The organism is Frigoribacterium sp. CF331 (assembly GCF_057787905.1).
In genome coordinates this window covers 974799-998840 of sequence record NZ_CM173545.1, presented here as the reverse complement: position 1 = coordinate 998840, position 24042 = coordinate 974799, and the positions used below count along the sequence as shown (strand labels likewise).

Genomic DNA, 24042 nt, shown 5'->3' with positions numbered 1-24042 from the left:
GACGACGGTAGTCGAGCGGCTCGTCGCCCGTTCGCCGGGGCCGCGGGGGCCGGCACCGCGGGGCCGGCGCGGCGGCCGGCCTCCCGCGGGGTCACGACTCGGTGACGGTGCCGTTCTCGACGCGCCAGTGGCGGTCGAGCCGGACGGTCTCGAGCATGCGCCGGTCGTGGGTGACGAGCAGCAGGGTGCCGTCGTACGACTCGAGGGCCTGCTCGAGCTGCTCGATCGCGGCGAGGTCGAGGTGGTTCGTGGGCTCGTCGAGCACGAGCACGTTGACGCCGCGGGCCTGCAGCAGGGCGAGGCCGGCGCGCGTGCGCTCGCCCGGTGAGAGCTCGTCCACCGGACGTGAGACGTGGTCGGCCTTCAGCCCGAACTTGGCGAGCAGCGTGCGCACCTCGGCCTGTGGCCAGTCGGGCACGAGCGCCTCGAACGCGTCGGCCAGCGGCACGTCGCCGGCCAGGAGCGCCCGGGCCTGGTCGATCTCGCCGACGGCGATGCTGGCTCCGCGACTCGCGCCTCCTTCGCTCGGTGCCTGCCGGCCGAGCAGGCCGCGCAGCAGCGTCGACTTGCCGGCGCCGTTGGGGCCGGTGATGCCGATGCGGTCGCCGCCGTCCACCTGCAGCGAGACCGGACCGAGCACGAACTCGCCCGTCGCCGGGTCGCCCTGGCGGAAGACCGCGCCGCTGAGGGTCGAGACGACGGCGCTCGAGCGGGGCGCGGCGCCGATGGTGAACTCGAGCTGCCACTCTTTGCGGGGCTCGTCGACCTCGTCGAGCCGGGCGATGCGGCTCTCCATCTGGCGGACCTTCTGGGCCTGCTTCTCGCTCGACTCGGCCGAGGCCTTGCGGCGGATCTTGTCGTTGTCGGGCGCCTTCTTCATCGCGTTCCGGACGCCCTGGCTCGACCACTCGCGCTGGGTCCGGGCGCGGCCGACGAGGTCGGCCTTCTTCTCGGCGAACTCGTCGTAGGCCTCGCGGGCGTGCCGACGGGCGGTCTCGCGCTCGTCGAGGTAGGCGTCGTAGCCGCCCCCGAAGACGCGGTTCGACGACTGGGCCAGGTCGAGCTCGAGCACCTTCGTGACGCACCGCGCGAGGAACTCGCGGTCGTGGCTCACGAGGACGATGCCGCCGCGCTGACCCTGGACGAAGCGCTCGAGCCGCTCGAGGCCGTCGAGGTCGAGGTCGTTGGTGGGCTCGTCGAGCAGGGCCACGTCGAAGCGGCTGAGCAGCAGGGCGGCGAGACCGACGCGGGCCGCCTGGCCCCCGCTGAGGCCGGTCATCGGGCTGTCCGGGCCGACGGCCGCCTCGTCGTCGCCGGTGCGTCCGCCGGTCGCGAGGCCGAGGTCGGCGAGCACCTGCGGCAGGCGCTCGTCGAGGTCGGCGGCGCCGCTGGCGAGCCACCGGTCGAGGGCGGTCGAGTAGACGTCGGCGGGGTCGAGCCCGTCGGCGCGCGGGGCCGGGTCGGGGTCACCCAGGGCGGCGGCGGCCGCGTCCATCTCGGCGGTGGCCTGTGTGCTGCCGGTCCGACGGCCGATGTAGTCGGCGACGGTCTCGCCGGGCACGCGCTCGTGCTCTTGCGGCAACCAGCCGACGAAGGCGTCGCCCGGGTTCAGGGTGACCGTGCCGGCCTGCGGCTCGTCGACCCCGGCGAGGAGGCGCAGCAACGTCGACTTGCCGGCCCCGTTCACGCCCACGACGCCCACGACGTCCCCCGGCGCGACCGTCAGGTCGAGGTCGTCGAACAGGGTGCGGTGCCCGTGGCCGCCGGCCAGGCCCTTGGCCACGAGTGAAGCGCTCATCCGGCCATTCTCGCGCACCGGAGGTGTCGTGCACGGTCCGGCCACGGGCGGCGTGGTCGGGCGTCGTCCGGCCACGCCTGGCATGCTCGACGCATGGCCACCCTCACCCGCCCCCGCCGCGGCAAGATCATCGCCGGAGTCTGCGCCGCCCTCGCGAACCGCTTCGGCGTCAGCGCCTTCCTGGTGCGGCTCCTCTTCGTGCTGTCGATCGTCCTGCCCGGGCCGCAGGTGCTCGTGTACCTGGTCCTTTGGGTCGTCTTCCCGAAGGAGAACCGCTAGGACCACGCGACCCGGGGCGCCGGGTCAGCGCCTCGGGAGGGACCTCAGCAGCGCCTCCTGCAGGTAGCCCAGCCAGTCGAAGACGTGGCCCATCGCGCGCAGCTGCGGGTCGTCGCTCGGGGCGACGCCCTCGGCCGTGACGCCGAGGCGCTCGCCGAGGGTCAGCCGCAGGTCGTTCAGCGTCCGCAGCCACGACTGCTGCGCCGCCCGGTCGAGCGACGTGCCCGGTTCGTCGAGCCCGGCCAGCACCGCGCGCCCGTTCTCGACCTTGCGCCGGGTCAGGTCGTCGGCCGTGAACCGACGGAACTCCGCGGCCGCCTCGTCGTCGTCGTGGTACGCCGCGGGCAGGAGGCGCGCCAGGGCCGGATCGCCCTCGTCGCCCTTCTCGAGCAGCCCCAGCAGCTGGCCGACCAGGTCGGTGAGCAGGCCCCGCTCGTCGGCGTCGAGCCGCACGCGCACCTCGTCGCCGCCCCGGGCGCGGACGAACGGCACGAGCGTCACGCCTCGTCCTCCTTCGACAGGGTCGCCCACAGGCCGTAGTCGTGCATCGCCTCGACGTGGCGTTCCATGGCCTCGCGGTTGCCCGTCGCGACGACCGCACGGCCCTCGGTGTGCACCCGCATCATCAGGCGCTTCGCCTCGGCCCGGCCGAAGCCGAAGTAGGTCTCGAAGACGTGCGTCACGTACGTCATGAGGTTGACCGGGTCGTCCCAGACGAGCGTCACCCACGGGGTGTCGGGAGAGGTCAGGAGGCGCTGGTCGGCCTCCGTCCCCGTGCGGGTGTCGTCGAGGGTCGGGCTCACCCGACCAGGGTGTCACACGGGCCCCGTGAACGGGCCGTCGCCCGGGCCGTCGCGCGGCTTCCGGCCCCGGGGTGCGCTTGTTATGCTGGGCCGGTCGCGACTGGCGTTCAGATGGTCACCATCGGGGAGCGACTGACACACGTGCGTGGCCGTACGCCTGGGCCACGACATCCGACCCTCCGTCCGTCCCGTGTGCCAAGGAGTCCTCCGTGACCATCTCCGACCAGACCGCCCCCTCGACCGGCGCCGCCTCGACCGATCGCCAGCCCTCGACCTTCAACGAGCCGCTCTCGGTCGTCGACCCCGAGATCGCCGCCGTCCTCGAGCAGGAGCTCGGCCGTCAGCGCGACTACCTCGAGATGATCGCGTCCGAGAACTTCGTGCCGCGTGCCGTGCTCGAGTCGCAGGGCTCGGTGCTCACCAACAAGTACGCCGAGGGCTACCCCGGGCGCCGCTACTACGGCGGCTGCGAGTTCGTCGACGTCGCCGAGAACCTCGCCATCGAGCGGGCCAAGTCGCTGTTCGGCGCCGACTTCGCCAACGTGCAGCCCCACTCGGGCGCGCAGGCCAACGCCGCGGTGCTGGCCGCCATCGCCGACATCGGCGACACGATCCTCGGCCTCGAGCTGTCGCACGGCGGTCACCTCACCCACGGCATGAAGCTCAACTTCTCGGGCAAGATGTACCAGGCCGTGGCCTACGAGGTCGACCCCGAGACCTACCTGATCGACATGGACGTCGTCCGTCGCCAGGCGATCGAGCACCAGCCCAAGGTCATCATCGCCGGCTGGTCGGCCTACCCCCGCCAGCTCGACTTCGCCGCCTTCCGCGCCATCGCCGACGAGGTCGGCGCCTACCTCTGGGTCGACATGGCGCACTTCGCCGGCCTCGTCGCCGCGGGTCTGCACCCGTCACCCCTGCCGCACGCGCACGTCGTCTCGTCGACCGTGCACAAGACCCTCGCGGGCCCCCGCTCGGGCGTGATCCTCTCGAACCACGAGCCGCTGTTCAAGAAGCTCAACTCGGCCGTGTTCCCGGGCCAGCAGGGCGGCCCGCTGATGCACGTCATCGCGGCCAAGGCGACGGCGTTCAAGCTCGCCGCCGAGCCCGAGTTCAAGGACAGGCAGGAGCGCACCATCCGCGGCGCCCAGGCTCTCGCGGCACGCCTCACGGCCGACGACGCGAAGGCCGCCGGCATCGACGTCCTGACCGGGGGCACCGACGTGCACCTGGTGCTCGTCGACCTGCGGGCCAGCGAGGTCGACGGCAAGCAGGCCGAGAACCTGCTGCACGAGGTCGGCATCACGGTGAACCGCAACTCGGTGCCGTGGGACCCTCGTCCGCCCATGGTCACCTCGGGTGTGCGCATCGGCACCTCGGCCCTCGCCACGCGCGGCTTCTCGGACGCCGAGTTCGCCGAGGTGGCCGACATCATCGCGCTCACGCTGATGCCGTCGCCCGACGTCGAGGCCCTCGCGGCCCGCGTCAAGGCGCTGACCGACGCGTTCCCGCTCTACGCGTGAGCGCTGACGTCACGGCCGGCACGCCGGCGGGCGTCGCTGCGGGGTCGAGTGTCGGTGACGCCATCGGCGTCGGTGGCAGCGGCGGCAGCGCCGGCCTCGGTGGCAGCGGCGGCGGTGTCGGTGACGGCGTCGGGGCTCCGTCCGGAGGCGCGGTGACGATCGAGCGCACCCGGTTCGTCCCCGGCGACGAGACGTCCGCGGTGAAGATCGACGGCACCGCCCTGGCCGCGGCCGTGAAGGACGACCTGCGCCACAGGGTCGATGCCCTGAAGGCTCGTGGCATCGCGCCCGGGCTCGGCACGATCCTGGTCGGGGCGAACCCCGGCTCGCTCTCGTACGTCGCGGGCAAGCACCGGGACTGCGCCGAGGTCGGCATCGAGTCGATCCGCATCGACCTGCCCGACACGGCGACCGAGGCCGAGATCCGGCAGGCGATCGAGACGATGAACGCCGACCCGGCGGTGACCGCGTTCATCATCCAGCTGCCGCTGCCCGCGGGCATCGACCCGACGGCGATGCTCGAGCTGATGGACCCCGCCAAGGACGCCGACGGCCTGCACCCGGTCAACCTGGGCGAGCTCGTCCTGGCGGTGCCCGGGGGCAAGGGTTCGATCGACACGCCCCTGCCCTGCACCCCGCGCGGCATCGTCGAGATGCTGCGGGCCTACGAGATCCCGATCGCCGGCACCCACGTCACGATCATCGGCCAGGGGCTCACGGTCGGGCGCCCGCTCGGGTTGCTCCTGACCCGCCTCGAGGCGACGGCCACCCTGACGCACTCGAGAACGGTCGACGTCGCCGCCGAGGTCCGTCGTGCCGACATCGTCGTGGCCGCCGCCGGGGTCGCAGGGCTGGTCAAGCCGGACTGGGTGAAGCCCGGTGCGGCCGTCGTCGACGTGGGCATCACCCGCGTGCTGAACGAGGAGACCGGAAAGTACAAGCTGCGCGGAGACGTCGACCCGGCCGTCGCCTCGGTCGCGGGCTTCCAGTCACCCGTGCCGGGAGGCGTCGGCCCGATGACCCGCGCCATGTTGCTCAAGAACGTGGTCGAGGCCGCCGAGCGCCGCTGACGCCCCCGCACCACGTCAGAAGATGGGCACAGCGCCAGGTTTTCCCCTGGTGCCGTGCCCATCTCGTGGTGGCGTGGCCTTGCCCGTGGTGCTGCGTCGGGCCGTGCCCTCTTTCCGCCATGAGGTAAACACGCCGCCACGCAATGTCGTGGCGGCGTGTTTACCTCGTGGCGGGCTGTGCCGCTGGTGCATCCAGCACGCCAGAAGATGGGCACAGCGCCAGGCCTTCACCTGGTGCTGTGCCCATCTCGTGGTGCTGTGCCCATCTCGCGGTGGTGTGGCCGTCTCGCGGTCCCGACCACCTCCTCACGCCGCCCGGCTGCCCGACTGTCGGCCGTACGCCGCCCGGCGGCCCGGCCTCAGGCGTCGCGGCGGGCACCCTCGGCGGCGTGCACGGTGAAGACGGTCGGCGCCGTGTGGCCGGCCTCGGCGAAGGCGGCGAGGATCGCGGCCTCGACGTCGGCGCGGGCCTCGGTCGGGACGAGGGCGATGGCCGAACCGCCGAAGCCGCCGCCGGTCATGCGGGCGCCGACGGCGCCCGTGGCCTGGGCGGTCGCGACGGCGAGGTCGAGCTCGGGCACCGAGATCTCGAAGTCGTCGCGCATCGACACGTGAGACGCGTCGAGCAGGTGGCCGATCGCGCGGGGGCCGTCGGTGCGGAGCGTCCGGACGGTGTCGAGCACCCGCTGGTTCTCGGTGACGACGTGGCGGACGCGGCGGAACGTCTCGTCGTCGAGCAGCTCTTCGGCCCGACCGAGGTCGTCGGCGTCGAGGTCGCGCAGCGAGTCGACGCCGAGCGCGGCGGCGCCCTTCTCGCACGAGGTGCGGCGCTCGACGTAGCCCCCCGTGGCGTGGGCGTGTTCGACGTGGGTGTCGACGACCAGCACCTCGAGGCCGGCCGCGGCGAAGCCCAGGTCGACGACGTCGGCGTCGAGGCTGCGGCAGTCGAGGAACACCCCGGAGTCGGTGCGCCCGAGCAGCGAGGCGGACTGGTCCATGATGCCGGTGGGCGCACCCACGGCCTCGTTCTCGGCGAGCTGTCCGACCGCGGCCAGGGCCGAGCGGTTGACGTCGAGCGCCCACAGCTCGGCGAAGGCGACGGCCACCGAGCACTCGAGCGCGGCGGACGACGAGAGCCCGGCGCCGACGGGCACCTCGGATTCGACGAACAGGTCGAGCCCCGGGACGGCGGACAGGTCGATGGTCGACAGGTCGCCCCCGGCGGCGGCGAACGACGGCGAGTCGGCACGGTCGCGTGCCACGGAGAGTGCCCAGGCGATGCCGAGCGCGTACGCCGACCAGCCCGACATCGAGGCCGGGTCGAGGTCGTCGAGCGACATCTCGTGCACGCCCGCCTCGAACGACGACGCGACGCGCAGCAGGCGGTCGTCACGGCGGCCGACCGTGACGGTGGTGCGGCGGTCGATGGCGAACGGCAGCACGAAGCCGTCGTTGTAGTCGGTGTGCTCGCCGATCAGGTTCACCCGACCCGGGGCGGACCAGCGACCGGCGACCTCGGTGTCGAAGACGTCGGAGAACCGTGGGGGAGTGGTGGTGTCGGTCATGCTCGCTCGATCGCCTCTCGGATTCGGTCGGCCTGCACCTCGGGGACGAGGTCGCCCACCCAGGCTCCCATCGCCGCCTCGGAGCCTGCCAGGAACTTCAGCTTGCTCTCGGCCCGACGCGGCGACGTGATCTGCAGCATCAGCCGGACGGTGTCGCGGCCAGTGCCGACCGGTGCCTGGTGCCAGGCCGCGATGTAGGGGGTCGGGTCGTCGTACAGGGCGTCGACACCGCGCAGGAGGCGCCGGTACAGGAGCGCGAGCTCGTCGCGTTCGTCGCCGGTCAGCGCCGCGAAGTCGGGGACGTGACGGTGCGGCAGCAGGTGGATCTCGATCGGCCAGCGGGCGGCGAACGGCACGAACGCCGTGAAGTGCTCGCCGGCGAGGACGACGCGGGGGCCCGAGCGCTCGCGGTCGAGCAGGTCGGCGAACAGGGTCGGGCCGTAGGCCTCGATGCTGTCGAGCAGGCGGGTGGTGCGGGGCGTCACGTAGGGGTACGCGTAGATCTGGCCGTGAGGGTGGTGCAGCGTGACCCCGATGGCCTGGCCGCGGTTCTCGAACGGGAAGACCTGCTGGATGCCGGGCAGCGCCGACAGGGCCGCCGTGCGGTCGGCCCACGCCTCGACCACGGTGCGGGCGCGCGACTCGCTGAGGTCGGCGAACGAGCCGTGGGTCTCGGGGCTGAAGCAGACGACCTCGCAGCGACCGACGCTGCGCAGGGTGCGTTCGAGCCCGATGCGGCCGAGGTCGTCGAGGCCGGCGGGCGCGTCGTCGCTCTCGAGCAGGGGCCCGAACGACGGCGAGCGGTTCTCGAACACGGCGACGTCGTAGACGTCGGGGATCTCGGACGGGTTCGACTCGCTGGCCGGCGCGAGCGGGTCGAGCTCGGCCGGCGGCAGGAACACGCGGTTCTGCCGGGAGGCGGCGATCGACACCCATTCGCCGGTGAGGGCGTCCTGCCGCATGGTCGCCGTGTCGGGTCGGGGGTCGAGGGTGCGGGCGTCGACGCGTCGTTCGGCCGACAGGGTCGTGTCGGCGTCGTCGAAGTAGATGAGCTCGCGGCCGTCGGCCAGGACCGTCGCGCGCTTCGTGATGGACGACATCGCGCCTCCTCCTGTTCAGGGCACTCGCGACCGCGACTTGCAGTTGCGAAAGTACGTGAAAGCATACGAAACTGGCCGGGTGAACGCCAACTCGACCCCCCGGCCCGAGACACCGCCCGCGGTGCTGCCGGGCGAACGTCGGCGCGACCGCATCGCCGACCTCGTGGGGCGGCGCGGCTTCGTGCGCACGGCCGAGCTGGCGCGTGAGTTCCGGTTGTCCGAGGTGACCATCCGCACCGACCTCGAGAGCCTCGCGGCCGACGGCCTGCTGTCGCGCGTCCACGGCGGGGCCCTGTCGGTCGACCGACCGGCCGAGCGACCGTTCGAAGAAGAGAGCTCGGTGTCGACCGAGGCGAAGCGGGCCATCGGCGTCGAGGCCGCGTCGCTGGTGCGCTCGGGCGACTGCGTGGTGCTCGACGTCGGCACGACCACGACGCAGATCGCGTTGGCGCTGCTCGAACGTCACGAGCTCGAGGGCGTCGTCGTCGTGACGAACGGGCTCACCATCGCCTTGGCCCTCGAGCAGGCCGTGCCGCGGTTCACCGTCATCGTGTCGGGCGGCACGCTGCGTCCGTTGCAGCACTCGCTGGTCAACCCGTTGGCGACGAGCGTGTTCGCCGGCATCACCGCCGACCTGGCCTTCATCGGCTGCACCGGCGTGCACGCCACCCACGGCGTCACGAACGTGAACCTGCCCGAGACCGACCTCAAGCGCCTGATGACCCAGACGGCCCGCCGGTCGTACATCGTCGCCGACGGCAGCAAGCTCGGCGAGGCCCACCTCGGCGTGATCGGCCCGCTCGACACCTTCGAGGCGCTCGTCACGGCGGGCGCCGACGACGCCGCCGTCGCCGAGTTGCGGCGGGCGGGCCTCGACGTGGTGACCGCGCGAGGAACGACCGCAGGAGGCGCGGGCGAGGTCGACGCGCCTCCTCACGACCCGGCCCGTCGCGTCCCTGACCCCGGTCCCGGACGCGACGGAGGCCCGAGAGCGAGACTGGAGCGATGACGACGAGCAACCCGACCGGAGAACAGTACGAGCTCACCCTCGAGCGGGACGGTCACACCGTGACGGGCATCGTGACGCAGGTCGCGGCGGGCATCCGTGCCCTGGCCGTCGACGGCGTCGCGCTGACCGAGACGTTCGGCGCCGACGAGACGCCGCCCTCGGCGTGCGGCATCACGCTCGTGCCGTGGCCGAACCGCGTGGCCGGCGGCCGCTGGTCGCTCGACGGGCAGCAGCAGCAGCTCGACCTCACCGAGGCGGCCAAGGGCAACGCCAGCCACGGGTTGCTGAGGTACACCGCCTACCAGGTGGTCGAGCGTGAGCCGCACGCCGTGACGCTCGGCGCGACGGTGTTCCCGCAGCACGGCTGGCCCTTCCAGCTCGACACGACCGTCCGGCACGAGCTCGTCGCCGACGGCATGGTCGTCACGCACGCGATCACCAACGTCGGCTCCGGCCGGGCACCGTTCGCCGTGGGGTCGCATCCGTTCTTCCGGGTGGGTGACCACGACCCGGCGACCCTGAGGGTGACGCTCGCGGCCGCGACACGGTTCGAGGTGGACGAGAGCAGCATCCCGATCGCGACGTCGCCCGTGGCGGGCACGCCGTACGACCTCTCGCACGGGCCGCTCGTGGGGGACCTCGACCTCGACACGGGCTACCGCGGCGTCGAGCCTGACGCCGAGGGCGTCCGCACGACGACCTTCACCGCACCCGACGGCTCGGCGACCGAACTCTGGCAAGACCCGTCGTTCGAGTACGTGCAGGTCTTCACGCCGCGCAACTTCCCGCGTCACGGCGTGGAGGGGCTGGCGATCGCCGCCGAGCCGATGACGGCGCCGGCCAACGCCCTCGCCTCGGGTGAGGGGCTGCGCTGGCTCGACGAGGGCGAGACGTGGACGGGCAGCTGGGGCGTGCGGTACCGGGCGGCAGCCGTCACGACGTCGTAGGCCGCGGCCGACTCCGACGACGGTGGTGCCAGGGCGTGCGTGGATGCGGGGAGGCGCGGGGCCCGGTGGGGCAGCGAGGGTGCGGGCCCGGGAGCGCCGTTGCTCCCGGCCCCGCGTTCGGCCGGTGGCACCGTTTCGGGTCGGTGCCGTCCTCGCCCGAGGTCGCACCGCGCGCGAGGAGTGGGATGCGACCGTCGTCGTGGTCGACGGGCCCGAGGACACACAGAACCGCCGATCACAGCGGGGTCCGGGCCGATGCGGAGAATCTACGCCAGATGCGACGGCAAGACAAGAGGAAATCTCGTCTCTGGTCGCACGTCCCGTCGGTCCGGCCCTTGTCCGTTTTCCGTCGCCCTGGGACGGCACCCAGGGCGACGCGCGTACCGTTCACGGCTGTCTCCCCACGGCCCCCAGGCCGTGACGTACCCCGCGTGACATGCCCGACACCTGTCGCGGGGAGGCCGAGCGCCCTTCCCGACCCGAACCGGAAGGGCGCTTTCTCTCGCCGTCGACAGAACGGTCACCACACGACCCGCTCGAGGCGTATGGTCTCGGCTTAACAGGCGGCCAGGGACCGTCTGGAATCGGGGGACAGGATTCGGGTCCAGGTCTCTCGGGGTGGGGCCTCCGCATTCGGGTGCGACGTCGGCCCCGCCCTACCGGTCCGGCTGACGGACGCCAGAAGGCGCCGGGCCCGACGCGCCGGGTCGAAGGCGCCGGAGGTCGACCTGGAGGCCGTGCGAGAACAGGTGGGCCCCGTGGGGCTCGAACCCACGACCCGCGGATTAAAAGTCCGATGCTCTACCAACTGAGCTAGAGGCCCGTGCCCGTCCACTTTACGGGATGCCGCGGCCCGTGCTCGCCAGGCCGAGCCGCGCCTCCCGTGCGGTGTGGGGTGCAGGCCGAGCCGCGCCTCCCCGACGTCGCCGCCCGTCGGCGGTGGTGCCGTGGGCGAACGTCCGGGTCGGTGTCGGTGGGCACGCCTATCGTGGGTCCGGTGCCGAGACCTTTCCACCGCCCGACCCAGTTCTCGGGGTCCGAATTCGAAGCCTTCCAGGGCGGAGACGACCCCGCGACGATGAACCGCGTCGCCCACGAGTCGGCCTCGGCCCTCGTCGCCCGGGTCAAGCACGACCCGAGTCCCGAGATCCTCGACCGGCTCGTCACGTTCACCGACCAGCACGGCATCGACGCCGTCGCCGAGCTGTGGGCTCGTGCCAGCCCGCACAGCCTGCCCGGGGCGCTCTGGCGCATCTACCTCGTGCGGGCCGTCATCCGGCAGAACCCGGTCGAGGTCACCCAGCTCTTCGAGCGGGGGGTCGAGGTCGCCACCACGATCGACCCCGTCGTGGCGGGGGCACCGGCGCCGGCCAGCCCCGAAGAGATCCTCGAGCTCGCCGACCTGATCCTGCGCGGGGTGTTCGTGGGCGACTTCGCGATCGCCCTCGAGCGCGGTGCCGCGTTCTGCCGGCTCGCCGCCGCCGGGGCCACGTCGGTCGCCGACGACCAGGACGCCGCCGGCTCCGACCGGGCCGGCGAGCTCACCCGGCGGGCGCTCCGCTTCAGCGAGCTCGGGGTCGACCTCGTGGCGTGCGCCCACCTGTGGCGCGACGACAGCCTCGACTGAACGCCCGCGAGCGCGACACGCGCGAAGGGCGACCGCGTTCGCACGACGCGAACTCGTCGGCCCGTGCGGCGCGATGCGGGTAAAGTCTTCCAGGTCGGGCCGCAGTAACCCCGGGCTCCAAATTTAGCCGCTTCGAGCGGCCTCGCGCCGAGAGGCGTTTCTGCGGTCCGGCACCTCGTCCTCCCGAGTCCCGTCCACTCGGGCGAGAAGCCGGAGTGCCGCCCGGCCGCCTCCTCCCTCGCGAGGTGACGCGCGCCTCCTGCGGTCCGCCCGTCGGCCCCTCGGCGGCCCCGCCGTGGCCCACGTCGGCACGCCACGCGCTCGCCCGCCGTCACCGCGCGAATGTTCGCCCAATCCACCCGGGCCCCGGTGCCGAACCCTTGACGTGAGGATGCACGATCCCCCGCCGACTCCCGTCCTCCCTAAGCATCGGGCGTCGGCGGGCTGGTCTCCCTGCGATGCACCGGGCCTGAACGCCATCCCAGACGGCCGCATCGCAGGGAGTCCCGCTCGCACCACGAACACCGCAGCGCGGCACCACCGCACCAGCACCACCGCAACAGCACCACCAGCCCCACATCACGATCCGCCCCGGATCGTGCCCCACGACTCCACGAACAGTGCGACCGGAGGTGAACCCTGACATGCTCGAACTCGTGACCCGAGAGACAGAGACGCCCGAGACCGGGCACACCCTGCCGACTCCCGACGAACTGCTGCCGCGAGTCGCACAGGGCGACCAGACCGCCTTCGCCGAGCTGTACGACCAGACGGCGCCGCGCGTGCTCGGCCTGGTCAAGCGGCTCCTCAAGGACCACGCCCAGTCCGAAGAGGTGACCCAAGAGGTCTTCCTCGAGATCTGGCAGAACGCGACGCGCTTCGACTCCGCTCGGGGCAGCGCCGCCAGCTGGATGCTCACGATGGCGCACCGCCGCGCCGTCGACCGCATCCGCGCCTCCCAGGCCGGTCGCGACCGCGACCTGAAGATCGGCGTCCGCGACCTCGAGACCGACTACGACTCGGTCACCGAGTCCGTCGAGATCCGCATCGAGCACGAGCGGGTCGAGCGGGCCCTCGGACGCCTCACCGAACTGCAACGCCAGGCGGTCAAACTCGCCTACTACGGCGGCCTCAGCCACAGCGAGGTCGCGAAACTCCTCGACGTGCCGATCGGCACCGTCAAGACCAGACTGCGCGACGGCATGATCCGCCTGCGCGACGAGATGGGAGTGGCATCGTGAGCGATCACGACGAGCCCACGCGGGGCCGCCATGCGGACGACGCGGGCCCCACGAAGATCGACACCGACCACCTGTCCGGTGCCTACGTGCTCGACGCACTCGGCGACGACGAACGACACGCCTTCGAGGCGCTCCTCGACGACACATCAGACCAGTACGACGACACCAGGACGGAGGTGGCCGAATTGAGAGAGACAGCACTGTTGCTCGCCCACGCCGCTCGGCCCGTCACGCCCTCCGCCGAGCTGCGCACCAGCGTCCTCGGCCTCATCGCGTCGACGCCCCAACTGCCGGCGCTCACCCCGGCGGCCGACCACGACACCTCGACCGCAGGAGGCGCAGGTGACCGGGACCACGAGCGTCGCGTCGAGCGCACCCCGGCTCCCGAGATGGAACCGAGCGAGTCCGAGGGTGCCCGCGTCCTGACGGCCACCGGTGCCGCACACCGGCGCTGGTTCGCCCGGCCCGTCGCGATCCTCGGGGCCGCCGCGGCAGCCGCGGCGCTGTTCTTCGGCGGCGGAGCACTCGTCGAGGGGCTCGGTCAGACCGGTCAGCAGCAAGAACAGCAGGCGTCCGGCATCGACGAGATCTACGCGGCGAGCGACTTCCAGCGCTCGGTCGCCGACGTCAGCACCGGCGGCAAGGCGACGCTCATCTGGTCGGACGAGCTCGGCCGCTCGGCGGTCGTCGTCGACGGGATGACCTCGCTGCCCGGCGACCGGACCTACGAGCTCTGGTACATCGGCTCGGACGGTGCCGTCCCCGCGGGCACCTTCGACGCCTCGTCGAGCGCCCCGGCGACGCACCTGCTCAAGGGCGAGAAGAAGCCGGGCGACACGATCGGCATCACGGTCGAGCCCGCCGGTGGTTCGTCGACGCCGACCACCGACCCGGTCGTCGCGATCCCCAGCGCCTGACCCGCGTCACGGCTTCGAACGCCCGACCTGGCGGTCGAGGTCCCGCATCGCACACGAGAGGCGGTCCACCACCCGGTGGACCGCCTCTCGTGCTGCGCGGCGCCGTACGCCCGACGGAGCGCCCCCGAGGAGGCGCGGTGCCGGATCAGCCGAAGCGTCCCGACACGTAGTCCTCCGTCGCCTGCACGCTCGGGTTCGAGAACATCCTGGCGGTGTCGTCGAACTCGATGAGCTTGCCGGGCTTGCCGGTGCCCGCGATGTTGAAGAACGCGGTCTTGTCGCTGACGCGGCTGGCCTGCTGCATGTTGTGGGTGACGATGACGATCGTGTACTGCTGCTTGAGTTCCTCGATGAGGTCCTCGATGGCGAGGGTCGAGATCGGGTCGAGGGCCGAGCAGGGCTCGTCCATCAGCACGACGTCGGGCGAGACCGCGATGGCCCGCGCGATGCACAGGCGCTGCTGCTGGCCACCCGAGAGACCGGAGCCGGGCTTGTCGAGGCGGTCCTTGACCTCGTTCCAGAGGTTCGCGCCCTGCAGCGACTTCTCGACGAGGCCGTCCTGGTCGCCCTTCGACATGCGACGGTTGTTGAGCTTGACGCCGGCGAGCACGTTGTCGCGGATGCTCATCGTCGGGAACGGGTTGGGGCGCTGGAACACCATGCCGACCTGTCGGCGCACGAGCACCGGGTCGACGCCGGGGCTGTAGAGGTCGTTGCCGTCGATCAGCACCTCGCCCTCGACGTAGGCGCCGGGGATGACCTCGTGCATGCGGTTCAGCGTGCGCAGGAAGGTCGACTTGCCGCAGCCGGACGGGCCGATGAACGCGGTCACCGTGCGGGGCTCGATGGTGATGTTGACGTCTTCGACGGCCTTGAACTTGCCGTAGTAGACGTTGAGGTCGTTGACCTCGATGCGCTTGGACACGGTGATTCCTTCGGGGTGGGAGCCGGGCGGGAGCCGGGACGGGGTGTGGGTCGGGGTGGCCGGGTCAGCGGCCGAGCTTGGGCGCGAACAGGCGGGCGATCAGGCGCGCGAGGAGGTTGAGCGCCATCACCATGAGGATCAGCGTGAGCGCCGACGCCCAGGCCCGGTCGATGAACGCGGCCGCGTCGGTGCCCTGGCTGACGTACGAGCTGTACGCGAAGACCGGCAGCGACTGCATGCGGCCGTCGAAGAGGTCGTAGTTCATGCTCGCCGTGAAGCCCGCCGTGATCAGCAGGGGCGCCGTCTCGCCGATGATGCGGGCGATGGCGAGCATGACGCCGGTCGTGATGCCGGCCACCGAGGTCGGGATGACCACCTTGAGGATGGTCAGCCACTTCGGCACGCCCAGCGCGTACGACGCCTCGCGCAGCTCGTTCGGCACCAGCTTGAGCATCTCCTCGGTGCTGCGCACGACGACGGGGATCATCAACACGGCCAGGGCGACCGAGCCCGCCGCCCCCATCCGGACGCCTTCGCCGAAGAAGATCACGAACAGGGCGTAGGCGAACAGGCCGGCCACGATCGAGGGGATGCCCGTCATGACGTCGACGAAGAACGTGATCGCCCGGGCGAGGCGACCCTGCCCGTACTCGACGAGGTAGATGGCGGTCAGCAGGCCGATCGGCACCGAGATGACGGTGGCGAAGGCCGTGATGAGCAGGGTGCCCGTGATGGCGTGCAGCCCGCCGCCGCCGGCCCCGACGACGTTGCGCATCGACATCGAGAAGAAGTCGGCGTCGAAGCGGTTCGCCCCGGACGTCACGACGGTGACGAGCAACGACACCAGCGGCACGAGCGCGATGATGAACGCGGCGCTGACGAGGGTGGTGACGACGCGGTCCTTCGCGCGGCGGACGCCCTCGATCTGCATCGCGACGACGAAGACGAGCGCGGCGTAGAGCACGGTGCCGAGGATGATCGCCCCGACCCAGTTGAACGACTCGGTGACGCCGGCCGCGTTCAGCAGGGCGAAGACGACGCCCATGACGACCCAGCTGGCCAGCAGGATCACCAGCGGCGCGGCCTTGGGCAGGCGTCCCGTCGTGAGGGCGTTCACCGAGCGGTCGGACCGGCGCACGCCGGCGGTGGTGGTGGCCATCAGTTCGCTCCCGAGAAGGCCTTGCGGCGGTTGATGACGTAGCGGGCGATCGAGTTGACGATCAGCGTGATGACGAAGAGCACGAGGCCGGTCGCGATCAGGGTGTTGATGCCGATGTCGTGCGCCTCGGGGAACCGCAGGGCGATGTTCGCTGCGATGGTCGACGAGTTGGTCGAGGTGAGGATGGCCGGGTTGATCACGAGGGCGGGGGAGAGCACCAGCGCGACGGCCATGGTCTCGCCGAGGGCGCGGCCGAGGCCGAGCATGGCCGACGAGATGATGCCGGGGCGGCCGAACGGCAGCACGGCGATCTGGATCATCTCCCAGCGCGTCGCGCCGAGGGCGAGGGCGGCCTCCTCGTGCAGCACGGGGGTCTGCAGGAAGACCTCACGGCTGAGGGCGGTGATGATCGGCAGGATCATCACGGCGAGGACGATCGACGCGGTGAGCAACGTGCGGCCGGTGCCCGAGACGGGGCCGGCGAAGAGCGGGAACCACCCGAAGGTGTTCACCAGCCAGTCGTAGAAGGGCTGGATGGCCGGTGCGAGCACGATGCTGCCCCAGAGCCCGAAGACGACCGAGGGCACGGCGGCGAGCAGGTCGATGACGTAGCCGAGGCCCTGGGCCAGCTTGCGCGGTGCGTAGTGCGAGATGAAGAGGGCGATGCCGATCGCGACCGGCAGGGCCATCAGCAGCGCCAGGGCCGCGGCGTAGACCGTGCCGAACGCGAGCGGGCCCACGTACTGCCAGAACGAGCCGGGGTAGCCCGAGAGCGAGACGTCGCCGGGAGCGGCGGTCAGGGCCGGGATGCTCTGCACGACGAGGAAGAGCGCGACGGCGGCCAGGATCGCGAGGATGAGACCACCCGCGACGACGGTGCTGCCCGAGAAGATGCGGTCGGCGGGACGTCGCTTGGGCTTCGGGACGGCGGCGGGTGCCGAGGTCGTGGCGGGGGCGGTCATCGGACGGGGTCCTCCGGAGGCTCGGGTGGGGTTCGGGGTGGAGCGGTGCCTGTCAGGCCGATGGCCCGGGAACGCACGCGGTGCGTTCCCGGGCCCCCGGGGTGGTGCCGTGTTACTTGATGAGCGCGATGGCGTCGGCGACCTGACCCGAGAGCGTGCTCGAGATCGGGGCCGAGCCGGCGGCGTCGGCCGCGACCTTCTGGCCGTCCTCGCTGGTCACGTACGACAGGTACGACTTGACGAGCTCGCCCTTGGCGGCGTCCTCGTACGACTCGCAGGCGATCAGGTAGCTGACCAGGACGATCGGGTACACGCCGGACGCGGTCGAGGTGCGGTCGAGCGCGATGGCGATGTCGCCGTCGGTCCGGCCCTCTTCTTCGGGCGACTCGTCGACGATGGCGGCGGCGGCGTCGGCCGAGTAGCCGACGAAGTCGTCGCCGACCTTGACCTTGACGGTGCCGAGGTCACCGGCGCGCGAGGCGTCGGCGTAGCCGATGGTGCCGGTGCCGTTGGTGACGGCGTCGATCACGCCGGAGGTGCCCGAGGCGCCCTCGCCGCCGAAGGCGGTCGGCCAGGTGCCGTCGGCCTCTTCGGTCCAGGTGTCGCCCGCGGTGGCGTGCAGGTAGTCGGTGAAGTTCTCGGTGGTGCCCGAGTCGTCCGAGCGGTGGACCGCGGTGATGCCCGTGCTGGGCAGGTCGGCGTCGGGGTTGTCGGCCTTGATCTCGGCGGCGTCCCAGGTGGTGATCTTGCCGCTGAAGATGCCGGCGAGGGTGGCGGGCGTCAGGTCGAGCTCGTCGACGCCGTCGAGGTTGAAGACGACCGCGATGGGCGAGACGTAGGCGGGCAGCTCGACGATGCCGGTGTCGGGCGTGCAGCCGGCGAAGGTGCTCGACGAGATCTCGTCGGTGGTGAAGGCACGGTCGGAGCCGGCGAAGTCGGCGGCGCCCGAGATGAAGCTCTCACGTCCACCACCCGAGCCCTGGGGGTCGTAGTTGACGGTCACGTCGGGGTTGGCGGTCTGGAAACCGGCCACCCAGGCCTCTTGCGCGGCCTGCTGCGACGACGCGCCGATGCCCGAGATGGTGCCGGAGAGGTCGCTGGCCGAGGCGTCGCCGGAGGGCGTGGCGCCGCCTTCGTTGCTGGCGCAGGACGCGAGGAGCATGGTTCCGACCGCGGCGATCGCGACGATGCTGCCGGTGCGCTTGAAGTTCACAGGGGGGTCCTTTTCGGGATGTGATGGCTGGGTGCTGTGGGCCAGGTGCCGACCCGTGCGAGACGCTACGGCGGACGGTTAACCACGGTCGCCTGCCCCGGTGAACGGAAGGTGAACGAGGGGGGAACATCGGCCGGGACACGCGCGTCCCGACGGGTGTCGACCCCCGCCCGTCACGGGCGGGGGTCGACGACCACGGCGTCGGGCGGAGGCCGGGAGGCGCGGGTCAGGCAGCCGGGCCGTGCGTCTCGATCGCGACCAGCTTCGAGTCGTCGACCGAGACGTGCAGCACCGTGAACTCGGCCGTGCCGAGCGACGAGGCACGGCGCAGGTCGATGCGGTCGCCCCCCTTGGTGCCCAGCGAGATCTGCCGGATGACCTCGGGCAGCACGGGCCCGTGGCTGCAGATGACCGCGGCGACCTTCTTCTTGAGGCGCTTCTTGACGACCGCGGCGACGTCGTCGGTGCCCTGCTCGAAGGCGTCCTGGCTGATGGCGTCGGTCTGGCGCACGCCGACGCGGGTCAGGGCCGACAGCGGCTCGAGCGTGGCCAGGCACCGCGCGGCCGTGCTGCTGACGATGCGCGCCGGCGACCACGCGGCGATGACGGGGGCGACCGACCTCGCCTGACGCCGCCCCTGGGGCAGCAGCGGCCGCGTGGCGTCGGAGCCGTGCCAGTCGGACGGCGAGGTCGTCTTCGCGTGCCGGAGGGCGACGATCGGGAAGGTCCGAGCCGTGCCGGTCGAGACCCGGTCGGCGAAGCGTTGCAGCACGTCGGCGTCCCGGGCGTAGGTGAGCATCGCCCCGGCCTTCTCGAGCCCGACCCACTCGATGGCCGCCACCTCGTGGTTGGCCGTGAACGAACCGGCCTCGGCGAAGGCCTCGTCGGTCACCTCGGCCGACCAGTAGTAGACGACCTTGTCGCGGCCACCGGGCAGCAGGTACTCGGCCGTGCCGAGCGGGGCACCGAGCGTGACGCGGTAGCCGGTCTCCTCGTGGATCTCGCGGACGGCCGTCTGTGGCGTGGCCTCGCCGGGGTCGACCTTGCCCTTGGGCAGCGAGACGTCGCCGTGGTGGTCGCGGTGGATGAGCAGCACCCGCACCTTGCCGTCGACGAGGCGCCAGCAGACGGCACCGGCGGCGACGACCGTCGTCGAGGTGACGGTCATCGCTTGGAGCGCTTCCGGACGGTGATGGCCTTCATCTGGGCGTTCTGCAGGTCGGTCAGGGGCCGGCCCTCGGCGTCGCGGGCGTGGCGCGTCCAGGTGCCGTCGGCCTCGAGCCACCACGACGACGTGTCGTCCGACACGGCCTGGTCGAACAGGGCCGACACCTCGGCCAGGTGGTCGGCCTGCGTGAGGCGCACGAGGGCCTCGACCCGGCGGTCGAGGTTGCGGTGCATCATGTCGGCGCTGCCGATGAACACCTGCGGGTCGCCGTCGTTCGCGAACCAGAACAGTCGGCTGTGCTCGAGGTACCGCCCGAGGATCGACCTCACCCGGATGTTGTCGCTCAGTCCCGGCTCGCCCGGCTTGATCGTGCAGATGCCGCGCACCCAGACGTCGACCGGCACGCCGGCCTGGCTCGCCTTGTAGAGGGCGTCGATGATCTGCTCGTCGACGATCGAGTTGATCTTGATGCGGATGCCCGCCGGGCGGCCGGCCTGCGCGTTCTCGATCTCGTTCTGGATCTGCTTCAGCAGCCCCCGGCGCAGGTAGCGCGGGGCGACGAGCAGGCGCTTGAACTTCTTCTCGATGGCGTAACCCGAGAGCTCGTTGAACAGGCGGGTGAGGTCCTTGCCGACCTGGTCGTCCGAGGTGAAGAGCCCCATGTCTTCGTAGATGCGGCTGGTCTTGGGGTTGTAGTTGCCCGTGCCGATGTGCGTGTAGTGCTTGAGCGTGCCCTTCTCCTGACGGATGACCAGGGCGAGCTTGCAGTGGGTCTTCAGCCCGACCAGGCCGTAGACGACGTGCACGCCGGCCTTCTCGAGCTTGCGGGCCCACGTGATGTTGTTCTGCTCGTCGAAGCGCGCCTTGACCTCGACCAGGGCGAGCACCTGCTTGCCGGACTCGGCCGCGTCGATCAGCGCCTCGATGATGGGCGAGTCGCCGCTGGTGCGGTAGAGCGTCTGCTTGATGGCGAGCACGTTCGGGTCGGCCGCGGCCTGCTCGAGGAACGCCTGGACGCTGGTCGCGAACGACTCGTACGGGTGGTGCACCAGGATGTCTTGTCGGGCGATGCTGGCGAACATGTCGGGCTTCATGTTCGGCTCGGTCGGCTGCAGCTGCACGGCCGTGGTCGGCAGGTGCTTGGGGTACTTGAGGTCGGCGCGCGGCATCTTGGTGATCTCGAACAGGCCGGCCAGGTCGAGCGGCGCCGGCAGCTTGTAGACCTCTTGGTCGGTCACGTCGAGCTCGCGCACCAGCAGTTCGAGGGTGACCGGGTCCATGTCGTCGGTGATCTCGAGGCGGATCGGCGGACCGAAGCGACGACGCAGCAGCTCGCGCTCGAGCGCCTGGATGAGGTTCTCGGACTCGTCCTCGTCGACCTCGACGTCTTCGTTGCGCGTCACGCGGAACACGTGGTGCTCGACGACCTCCATGCCCGGGAACAGGTCTTGCAGGTGGTTCGCGATGAGGTCTTCGAGGGGGATGAACCGCACCCGCCCGCTGTCGTCGTCGGGCAGCTGCACGAAACGCGGCAGCATCTGCGGCACCTTGAGCCGCGCGAACTCCTGCCGCATCGTCTTGGGGTTGCGCACGCGGATCGAGAGGTTCAGCGACAGGCCCGAGATGTACGGGAACGGGTGGGCCGGGTCGACGGCCAGGGGCATGAGCACCGGGAAGATCTGCTCGGTGAAGATCTCGCGCATGCGCACGCGGTCGGCCTCTTCGAGGTCGGACCAGTTCTCGATGTGGATGCCCGCGTCGTCGAGGTCGGGCTTGACCAGGTCGAGGAACGCCCGGGCGTGGCGCTCCTGCAGCTCGTGGGCCTTCTTGCTGATGTCGGCCAGGACCTCGTTCGGCCCGCGCCCGACGTTCGTCGGCACGGCGAGCCCGGTCGCGATGCGGCGCTTGAGCCCGGCCACGCGCACCATGAAGAACTCGTCGAGGTTGCTGGCGAAGATCGCCAGGAAGTTCGCGCGTTCGAGCAGGGGCGTGGTGGGGTCTTCGGCCAGCTCGAGCACCCGCTGGTTGAACGCCAGCCAGCTCAGCTCGCGGTCGAGGTAGCGCTCGCCGGGCAGCGTGCCGTCCTCGAAGCTGACGATCTCGTCGAAGTCGTCGAGGAAGTCGGGGGTGACGCCGGCACCGTCGACGCGGGGTTCGCTGCTGTCCATCGCACCATCGTGCCACCCCGCGCGGCCTCGCCGCGTCGTCCCGTGGTGAACGCGAGGTGACGTGTGTATCCGCGACGCCCGGGGGAGGAGGCGCGGGTGCTGTCACCGGCGCACGCGACGACGCCCCCGCCGGTTCGGCGGGGGCGTCGTCATGTGCTGCCCCGGGCTACTTCTCTTCGTTCTTCAGGGCGAGGCCGAGGGCGAAGAACGTCGGCGCCCAGTGGCCGATGAAGATGCCCCAGCGGTCGGACTGCGCCTTGTCGGACGAGTCCTTGCCCTGCGAGGCGAGCCAGGCCACGAGGGCGATGACGATCGAGGCGAAGCCGCCCCAGTAGGCGTGCTTGCTCTGGAGGCCGAGGTCGGAAAGGAACTTGACGGGGTTCATGGTGTTCTCCTGTCGATGGGGATGCGTGCCGTGCGCGATTGCTCAATCCACTCCCCGGCGCTGTGAGTGCGATGGCAGCTCGGTCCGTGGGTCTGGAGTAGGGCTCGCGGTGGCGGTTCTGTACCCCGGGCCGTACCCCGCGGCCCGGCTGGTTCGTCCCGACGCGAGCGGGGCGGCGAGTGACGCCGGGTCAGCGTGACAGCGCGTACTGCACGTCGACCGCGTGGTCGGTGAAGCCCCGCGCCGCGTAGAGCCGCAGGGCGGCCGTGTTGTCGCCCTCGACGTAGAGCGCCGCGGTGTCGGCCCCGCGCTCGGCGAGGCGGGCGAACCCGGCGTCGACCACCGCGCCTCCCAGGCCCTCGCCCTGGTGGTCGGGCGACACGCCCACCGCGTAGAACTCGCCGGGCTGGCCGGCGTCGAGCTTCAGCCAGCAGAAGGCCAGCAGGTCGTCACCACGCCAGAGCAGGACGAAGTCGCCGGCGTCGAACCAGGCCTCGGCCCGGCGGGCGTCGAGGTCGGCCTGCACGAGCGAGCCCTGCTCGGGGTGGTCGGCGAACGCACGGGCGTTCAGGTCGAGCCAGGCCCGGTCGTCGACCCCGGGGCGGAAGGCGGCGACCCGGTCGCCGTCGCGCAACCGCGGCGGGCGGGGCGACGAGGGCACCGGCGCTCGCTGCTGCAGCAGGCGACGCGTCTCGTCGAGGCCGAAGCGAGCCGCGAGCACGCGGGAGCCCGGGTGGTCGCCGTGCGCCCAGAGCAGCAGGGGCCCGTCGGTCTCGTCGACCAGTCGCTGCAGCAGCTCGGCTCCGCGTCCCTGGCGACGGTCGTCGGGGTGCACGACGAGTTCGGCCTCGTCACCGCGCCGCACCGCCGCCGCGTGAGCGTCGCCGACGACGGTGGCGACACCCGACCGCACGTCGACGAGCGTCTGGTCGGAGAACGGCGGGCTGCCGTCGGCCTCGGCGGCCGCGTGGGCGAGCACGGGGACGAAGGAGGCGCTGGTCGCGTCGACCGCGCCCGTCACGACGTCACCGCGCCCGGTCGGGCCGTCGTGCTCACGAGACGACGGCCTGGGCGTCGTCGTCGTAGACGTTGAACCGGTAGCCGACGTTGCGGACGGTGCCGATCAGCGACTCGAGGTCGCCGAGCTTGGCGCGCAGGCGTCGGACGTGGACGTCGACCGTCCGCGTGCCGCCGAAGTAGTCGTAGCCCCAGACCTCGCTGAGCAACTGCTCGCGGGTGAAGACGCGGGACGGGTGGGTGGCGAAGAACCGCAGCAGCTCGAACTCCTTGAAGGTCAGGTCGAGGGGGCGGCCGTGCACCTTGGCCGAGTAGCTGGCCTCGTCGATGACGACGCCGGACGCGTGGATCTTCGAGCCCGTCTGCGACTGCGCGAGGCGTCCGGTGACCAGGCGGATGCGGGCGTCGACCTCGGCGGGCCCCGCGGTCTCGAGGATGACGTCGTCGACGCCCCACTCGTTGTTGACGGCGGTCAGGCCGCCCTCGGTGAGCACGAGGACGAGCGGCACCGTGACGCCCGTGGTGCGCAGGATCTTGCAGAGCGACTTGGCGCTGGCCAGGTCGGCCCGGGCGTCGACGAAGATGAGGTCGCTCGAGGGGGCGTTCACCAGTTGCGCGGGTTCGGCGGGGATCTGCCGGGTACGGTGGCTGAGCAGGGCGAGCGACGGCAGCACGTCGGGGCCGCCCGCAGAGGTCAGTACCAAGAGCTGCGCCACACGACCTCCAGTGAATGTACTGTCGAGCAGTCTAAAACATGAGACCCCGCCGCTCCGACCATCCGATGCTAGGGCAGGTCGGCAGAACGGCGGACACGAACGAGGGATGGACCGTGCAGGCAGGCGAACGAGACGTCGACGCGACGACGGCGCGGCTCAAGCCGATCACGGTCGTCCCGGTGTGGGTGGCCTCGCTCGTCGCCGCGGTGCTGATCGGGTTGTTCTCGCCCGCCGCAGAGTACTGGGACCACGTCGTGCTCGCCCTCGGCGGGGCCATCGTGCTGACCTTCGTCCTGCAGCTGGCCACCAGCCAGAAGGACGGCCTCGTGTCGCGCACCATGCTCAGCACCTGCGGCAGCCTGGTGATCCTGGCCGTCGTCACCGGCGTCCTCGCGGTCGTCTGAGCGGACGCCCCGAAGGACTGGGCACCCCGGTGGTCGCCGGGTAGGC

General features: G+C 71.5%; 23 protein-coding genes, 1 tRNA gene and 1 riboswitch. Of the genes, 9 read left to right on the top strand and 15 right to left on the bottom strand.

The annotated features are described in order from the left end of the window. Positions 1–91: 91 nt before the first annotated feature. Positions 92–1798 (bottom strand): ABC-F family ATP-binding cassette domain-containing protein, encoded by a 1707-nt coding sequence (locus AC3CCI_RS04665; protein ID WP_488628256.1) that lies wholly within the window; start codon positions 1796–1798, stop codon positions 92–94. A 93-nt stretch (positions 1799–1891) separates the two neighbouring features. Here AC3CCI_RS04665 and AC3CCI_RS04660 point away from each other — a divergent pair, with 93 nt between their 5' ends. Beyond that, positions 1892–2077, top strand: a complete 186-nt coding sequence (locus AC3CCI_RS04660) for a PspC domain-containing protein (protein ID WP_488628255.1) — start codon at positions 1892–1894, stop codon at positions 2075–2077. Between the two features lie 24 nt (positions 2078–2101). Here AC3CCI_RS04660 and AC3CCI_RS04655 read toward each other — a convergent pair whose 3' ends face one another. Both AC3CCI_RS04655 and clpS read right to left on the bottom strand, forming a co-directional pair. Further along, positions 2102–2578, bottom strand: a complete 477-nt coding sequence (locus tag AC3CCI_RS04655; RefSeq protein WP_488628254.1) for a DUF2017 domain-containing protein — start codon at positions 2576–2578, stop codon at positions 2102–2104. Further along, positions 2575–2880 (bottom strand): ATP-dependent Clp protease adapter ClpS, encoded by a 306-nt coding sequence (gene clpS, locus AC3CCI_RS04650; RefSeq protein WP_056043262.1) that lies wholly within the window; start codon positions 2878–2880, stop codon positions 2575–2577. The genes AC3CCI_RS04655 and clpS overlap by 4 nt, the downstream gene beginning before the upstream one ends. Positions 2881–2966: 86 nt before the next feature. Continuing rightward, positions 2967–3050, top strand: a riboswitch (ZMP/ZTP riboswitch). Positions 3051–3095: 45 nt separating this feature from the next. On the opposite strand from clpS, the gene glyA reads away from it, so the two are divergent. Beyond that, a complete protein-coding gene (gene glyA, locus AC3CCI_RS04645) occupies positions 3096–4403 on the top strand; it encodes a serine hydroxymethyltransferase (RefSeq protein ID WP_354595619.1) in 1308 nt (435 codons plus the stop codon). A 158-nt stretch (positions 4404–4561) separates the two neighbouring features. After that, a complete protein-coding gene (locus AC3CCI_RS04640; RefSeq protein WP_488628660.1) occupies positions 4562–5473 on the top strand; it encodes a bifunctional methylenetetrahydrofolate dehydrogenase/methenyltetrahydrofolate cyclohydrolase in 912 nt (303 codons plus the stop codon). Between the two features lie 359 nt (positions 5474–5832). Here AC3CCI_RS04640 and galK read toward each other — a convergent pair whose 3' ends face one another. Together galK and galT are read right to left on the bottom strand one after the other, a co-directional pair. Beyond that, positions 5833–7038 carry a galactokinase gene (gene galK / locus AC3CCI_RS04635; RefSeq protein WP_354595609.1) on the bottom strand — a complete coding sequence of 402 codons (1206 nt, stop codon included), beginning with the start codon at positions 7036–7038 and terminating at the stop codon, positions 5833–5835. Continuing rightward, on the bottom strand, positions 7035–8138 hold the full coding sequence (gene galT / locus AC3CCI_RS04630) for a galactose-1-phosphate uridylyltransferase (protein WP_488628253.1): 1104 nt from the start codon (positions 8136–8138) through the stop codon (positions 7035–7037). The genes galK and galT overlap by 4 nt, the downstream gene beginning before the upstream one ends. Positions 8139–8217: 79 nt before the next feature. Here galT and AC3CCI_RS04625 point away from each other — a divergent pair, with 79 nt between their 5' ends. Next, on the top strand, positions 8218–9147 hold the full coding sequence (locus tag AC3CCI_RS04625) for a DeoR/GlpR family DNA-binding transcription regulator (protein WP_488628252.1): 930 nt from the start codon (positions 8218–8220) through the stop codon (positions 9145–9147). Beyond that, entirely contained in the window at positions 9144–10094 is a 951-nt protein-coding gene (locus tag AC3CCI_RS04620; protein ID WP_488628251.1) for an aldose 1-epimerase family protein, read from the top strand. The genes AC3CCI_RS04625 and AC3CCI_RS04620 overlap by 4 nt, the downstream gene beginning before the upstream one ends. A 750-nt stretch (positions 10095–10844) precedes the next feature. On the opposite strand, the gene AC3CCI_RS04615 is transcribed toward AC3CCI_RS04620, so the two are convergent. Then, a tRNA-Lys gene (locus tag AC3CCI_RS04615) sits at positions 10845–10917 on the bottom strand. A 174-nt stretch (positions 10918–11091) separates the two neighbouring features. On the opposite strand from AC3CCI_RS04615, the gene AC3CCI_RS04610 reads away from it, so the two are divergent. The 3 genes from AC3CCI_RS04610 (at position 11092) to AC3CCI_RS04600 (ending at position 13879) form a co-directional block, all read left to right on the top strand. Then, positions 11092–11721 carry a hypothetical protein gene (locus AC3CCI_RS04610; protein ID WP_043597263.1) on the top strand — a complete coding sequence of 210 codons (630 nt, stop codon included), beginning with the start codon at positions 11092–11094 and terminating at the stop codon, positions 11719–11721. Between the two features lie 644 nt (positions 11722–12365). Next, positions 12366–12962, top strand: a complete 597-nt coding sequence (locus AC3CCI_RS04605) for a sigma-70 family RNA polymerase sigma factor (RefSeq protein WP_354595617.1) — start codon at positions 12366–12368, stop codon at positions 12960–12962. Continuing rightward, positions 12959–13879: an anti-sigma factor gene (locus AC3CCI_RS04600; protein WP_488628250.1), complete on the top strand. Its 921-nt coding sequence runs from the start codon at positions 12959–12961 to the stop codon at positions 13877–13879. The genes AC3CCI_RS04605 and AC3CCI_RS04600 overlap by 4 nt, the downstream gene beginning before the upstream one ends. Before the next feature lie 145 nt (positions 13880–14024). Here AC3CCI_RS04600 and pstB read toward each other — a convergent pair whose 3' ends face one another. The 9 genes from pstB to AC3CCI_RS04555 form a co-directional block, all read right to left on the bottom strand. Further along, positions 14025–14804 (bottom strand): phosphate ABC transporter ATP-binding protein PstB, encoded by a 780-nt coding sequence (gene pstB / locus AC3CCI_RS04595; RefSeq protein ID WP_354595604.1) that lies wholly within the window; start codon positions 14802–14804, stop codon positions 14025–14027. A gap of 64 nt (positions 14805–14868) precedes the next feature. Next, positions 14869–15963, bottom strand: a complete 1095-nt coding sequence (gene pstA / locus AC3CCI_RS04590) for a phosphate ABC transporter permease PstA (RefSeq protein ID WP_488628249.1) — start codon at positions 15961–15963, stop codon at positions 14869–14871. Continuing rightward, positions 15963–16925 carry a phosphate ABC transporter permease subunit PstC gene (gene pstC, locus AC3CCI_RS04585; protein ID WP_354595602.1) on the bottom strand — a complete coding sequence of 321 codons (963 nt, stop codon included), beginning with the start codon at positions 16923–16925 and terminating at the stop codon, positions 15963–15965. The genes pstA and pstC overlap by 1 nt, the downstream gene beginning before the upstream one ends. A 112-nt stretch (positions 16926–17037) precedes the next feature. Then, on the bottom strand, positions 17038–18138 hold the full coding sequence (locus tag AC3CCI_RS04580) for a phosphate ABC transporter substrate-binding protein PstS (protein ID WP_488628248.1): 1101 nt from the start codon (positions 18136–18138) through the stop codon (positions 17038–17040). Positions 18139–18364: 226 nt separating this feature from the next. After that, entirely contained in the window at positions 18365–19306 is a 942-nt protein-coding gene (locus AC3CCI_RS04575) for an NUDIX hydrolase (RefSeq protein ID WP_354595601.1), read from the bottom strand. Continuing rightward, positions 19303–21474 carry an RNA degradosome polyphosphate kinase gene (locus tag AC3CCI_RS04570; protein WP_354595600.1) on the bottom strand — a complete coding sequence of 724 codons (2172 nt, stop codon included), beginning with the start codon at positions 21472–21474 and terminating at the stop codon, positions 19303–19305. Before AC3CCI_RS04570 ends, AC3CCI_RS04575 begins: the two co-directional genes overlap by 4 nt. Before the next feature lie 166 nt (positions 21475–21640). Then, positions 21641–21859: a hypothetical protein gene (locus tag AC3CCI_RS04565; RefSeq protein WP_123355311.1), complete on the bottom strand. Its 219-nt coding sequence runs from the start codon at positions 21857–21859 to the stop codon at positions 21641–21643. Positions 21860–22049: 190 nt separating this feature from the next. Next, complete coding sequence (gene mshD, locus AC3CCI_RS04560) at positions 22050–22880, bottom strand: mycothiol synthase (RefSeq protein WP_488628247.1); 831 nt, start codon at positions 22878–22880, stop codon at positions 22050–22052. A gap of 31 nt (positions 22881–22911) precedes the next feature. Continuing rightward, complete coding sequence (locus AC3CCI_RS04555) at positions 22912–23592, bottom strand: winged helix-turn-helix domain-containing protein (RefSeq protein ID WP_354595598.1); 681 nt, start codon at positions 23590–23592, stop codon at positions 22912–22914. Between the two features lie 113 nt (positions 23593–23705). Between AC3CCI_RS04555 and AC3CCI_RS04550 the strand changes: the two genes are divergently transcribed. Further along, on the top strand, positions 23706–23996 hold the full coding sequence (locus tag AC3CCI_RS04550; protein ID WP_354595597.1) for a hypothetical protein: 291 nt from the start codon (positions 23706–23708) through the stop codon (positions 23994–23996). The last annotated feature ends 46 nt before the right edge of the window (positions 23997–24042 follow it).

Coding starts and splice junctions, on each gene's coding strand:
- AC3CCI_RS04665 (WP_488628256.1), bottom strand. CDS start 1,798: ATGAGCGCTTCACTCGTGGCCAAGGGCCTGGCCGGCGGCCACGGGCAC.
- AC3CCI_RS04660 (WP_488628255.1), top strand. CDS start 1,892: ATGGCCACCCTCACCCGCCCCCGCCGCGGCAAGATCATCGCCGGAGTC.
- galK (WP_354595609.1), bottom strand. CDS start 7,038: ATGACCGACACCACCACTCCCCCACGGTTCTCCGACGTCTTCGACACC.
- galT (WP_488628253.1), bottom strand. CDS start 8,138: ATGTCGTCCATCACGAAGCGCGCGACGGTCCTGGCCGACGGCCGCGAG.
- AC3CCI_RS04620 (WP_488628251.1), top strand. CDS start 9,144: ATGACGACGAGCAACCCGACCGGAGAACAGTACGAGCTCACCCTCGAG.
- AC3CCI_RS04605 (WP_354595617.1), top strand. CDS start 12,366: ATGCTCGAACTCGTGACCCGAGAGACAGAGACGCCCGAGACCGGGCAC.
- pstA (WP_488628249.1), bottom strand. CDS start 15,963: ATGGCCACCACCACCGCCGGCGTGCGCCGGTCCGACCGCTCGGTGAAC.
- pstC (WP_354595602.1), bottom strand. CDS start 16,925: ATGACCGCCCCCGCCACGACCTCGGCACCCGCCGCCGTCCCGAAGCCC.
- AC3CCI_RS04575 (WP_354595601.1), bottom strand. CDS start 19,306: ATGACCGTCACCTCGACGACGGTCGTCGCCGCCGGTGCCGTCTGCTGG.
- AC3CCI_RS04570 (WP_354595600.1), bottom strand. CDS start 21,474: ATGGACAGCAGCGAACCCCGCGTCGACGGTGCCGGCGTCACCCCCGAC.
- AC3CCI_RS04565 (WP_123355311.1), bottom strand. CDS start 21,859: ATGAACCCCGTCAAGTTCCTTTCCGACCTCGGCCTCCAGAGCAAGCAC.